This is a genomic window from Caulobacter sp. P1_B12_2, from assembly GCF_056406675.1.
Genome location: NZ_JBFTZS010000602.1, coordinates 1 through 2,205, shown reverse-complemented (window position 1 = coordinate 2,205; position 2,205 = coordinate 1). Strand labels below are relative to the sequence as shown.

General features: G+C 60.5%; 2 protein-coding genes. Both read left to right on the top strand.

What is annotated here, in order from left to right; genetic code table 11:
* Nucleotides 1-888 (top strand): phosphate acyltransferase (locus AC1DZ6_RS23885; RefSeq protein ID WP_477099593.1); only part of this gene is annotated, 888 nt, incomplete at its 5' end.
* 94 nt (nt 889-982) lie between these two features.
* Entirely contained in the window at nt 983-1,738 is a 756-nt protein-coding gene (locus AC1DZ6_RS23880; RefSeq protein WP_477099592.1) for a DUF3800 domain-containing protein, read from the top strand.
* Nucleotides 1,739-2,205 lie beyond the last annotated feature (467 nt).

The window sequence follows — 2,205 nt, the reverse complement described above, 5'->3', positions numbered from 1 at the left end:
GCCTACGCCTACCAGACCGGCGGCTACGGCAAGGCCATCCTCTGCGGCCGCGAGAACCTGGTGCAGGAGAACATGCGCGTCGTGGGGCTGGACCCCGAGACGGCGGGCCTGGAGATCGTCAACGCCCGCCTCAGCGACCGCAATCCGGACTATGTCGACGCCCTCTACGCCCGCCTGCAGCGCCAGGGCTATCTGAAGCGCGACGTCCAGCGCCTGATCAACCAGGACCGCAACAGCTTCGCCGCCTCGATGGTCACCCTGGGCGAGGCCGACGGCATGGTCACCGGCGTCACCCGCAGCTTCGACCAGGCCCTGGAAGAGGTGCTGCGCGTCGTCGACCCGGCCCCGGGCGGGCGGATCATGGGCATGTCGGTGGTGCTGGCCAAGGGCCGCACGGTCTTCGTGGCCGACACCAACGTCACCGAGCTGCCCGACGCCGACGACATGGTCGAGATCGCCTGCGAGGCCGCCCGCGCCGTCAAGCGCCTGGGCTTCAAGCCGCGCGTGGCCTTCATGAGCTACTCCACCTTCGGCAACCCGATGGGCGAGCGCTCCGACAAGGTGCGCGAGGCCGTGGCCATGCTCGACGAGATGGACGTCGACTTCGAATACGAGGGCGAAATGCCGCCCGAACTGGCCTTGGACCCGGAAAAGCGCGCCAACTACCCGTTCATGCGCCTGACCGACAGCGCCAACATCCTGGTCATGCCGGCCATCCACTCGGCCTCGATCGCGACCAAGCTGGTGCAGTCGCTGGGCGGGGCGACGGTGATCGGGCCGGTGCTGCTGGGGCTCGGCAAGCCGGTGCAGATCGCGCCGCTGTCAGCGTCGGTGTCGAAGATTTTGAATATGGCGATGATGGCGGCGTATGAGGGGGCGGGGGAGTAGGGGGCGGCGGAGTAAGGGCCAGCCGCGAGAAAATTGAGCTCTCCGCCCGCAGCTCTACCATTGATGGCGAACTCGATCGTGCTACCGTCTCCACATGTATATTATGTACGTCGATGAGAGCGGTGATACCGGCCTCGTTGGATCTCCAACGCGATATTTCGCCCTAACTGGAATTACGGTCCACGAAAGCCGATGGCGAGATTTCCACGCGGCGCTCGTGGGCTTCAGGCAAAACATGCGGGCAGCTCACGGGCTGCCTGTTCGAACTGAGATTCATGCGTCGGAATATATAAGGCGGCCGCCAGTACCGAACCTGTCACGCCATTCTCGGCTCGCCATCCTTCGTAACTATCTAGATGAACTGGCAAAAATGCATTTTGTGTCAGTGACTGGGGTCATTGTCGACAAACAGGGAAAATTGGCTCCCTACGATGTCTTCGATTCCGCCTGGCGCACGCTCTTCCAAAGATTTGAAAACACTATTTCTTATGGAAATTTTCCTGGTGGTCATCGCAATGACAAGGGCCTTTTAATTGTCGACAACACCGATGGCAGGAAGCTTACCAGCCTTGTTCGCAAGATGAGTGTCTACAACCCTATACCCAGTCGATTTGGCGGAGTGCCGCGTAATATCCCCATCGTGAGCATCGTTGAAGATCCTTATCCCAAAGATTCTTCTAGAAGCTATTTCATACAATCCGCTGACGTCTGTGCGTATTTCTTGCACCAAAAATTCAACCCTTGTTCATTTGTGAAGAAGAGCGGTGCGACGCATTACTACAACAGATTGGATCCCGTTTTAAACAAACGAGCAAGCACCGCAAACGGTCTTGGCATGGTGTTGCTTTAAGGGGAGGAAGGGGGAGGAGCCAAAGGCTCCTCCCAGGTGCGGTCCTACTTCTAGGTCATGCCCAGTTTCAGACTACTCCACCACAATACTTCAATTGCAAAAAATGTCAACAAGCATCTTGACTTTTAGATGCGCCGGAGTCCGTCCGAATCTACCCTGCTCCGGTTGAGGCCGCTCACAAGCGATTGTCTCCATGTCCAGACCCATCCGCCCCTCAGCGGATGACACCACGTCCTGAAACCCTTGACACGGTCAGACCCCAGAGCAGGCTCGCCACCCTGGATTTCAGGGCGCGGCCTGGCCGCCGAGGGGCGGTCCGGCTGGGCGCAGGGGGTGGGACGGCTAAGCCCCGCCCTTCAGCCGTCATCCCGGGCCTTGTGCCCGGGACCCCTGGTTCAGCCCGCACGTGAAGTGCTTTGGCGCGCCGGCGCGCCACCCATCCGCACCTGCGGCGGAGAGAGGGGTCC